This window comes from Neisseria sp. P0001.S005 (genome assembly GCF_051963715.1).
On the sequence record NZ_JBQCTZ010001086.1, the window covers coordinates 1 to 234 of the forward strand.

Consider the following 234-nt stretch of genomic DNA (forward strand, 5'->3'; position numbering starts at 1 on the left):
GCCCTGCAGGATTAAGTTTTGCCGCAGAGTTGGCCGGAAGCGTTTTGAACATAACCCTGATTGAAAGAATTCCTTTAGAAGTCTTGCAAAATCCGCCGTATGACGGTCGTGAAATCGAATTGACACACTTGTCGCGCGAAATCATGCAGCGATTGGGTTTGTGGGATTTGATTCCAAAAGAAGAAATTTATCCTTTGCGAGATGCCAAAGTGTTGAACGGCCATTCCGATTACC

1 pseudogene is annotated in these 234 nt (G+C 45.3%); it reads left to right on the forward strand.

What is annotated here, in order from left to right:
- A pseudogene (locus ACTHSP_RS24145) lies at positions 1-234 on the forward strand (5-demethoxyubiquinol-8 5-hydroxylase UbiM); the annotation flags it as partial.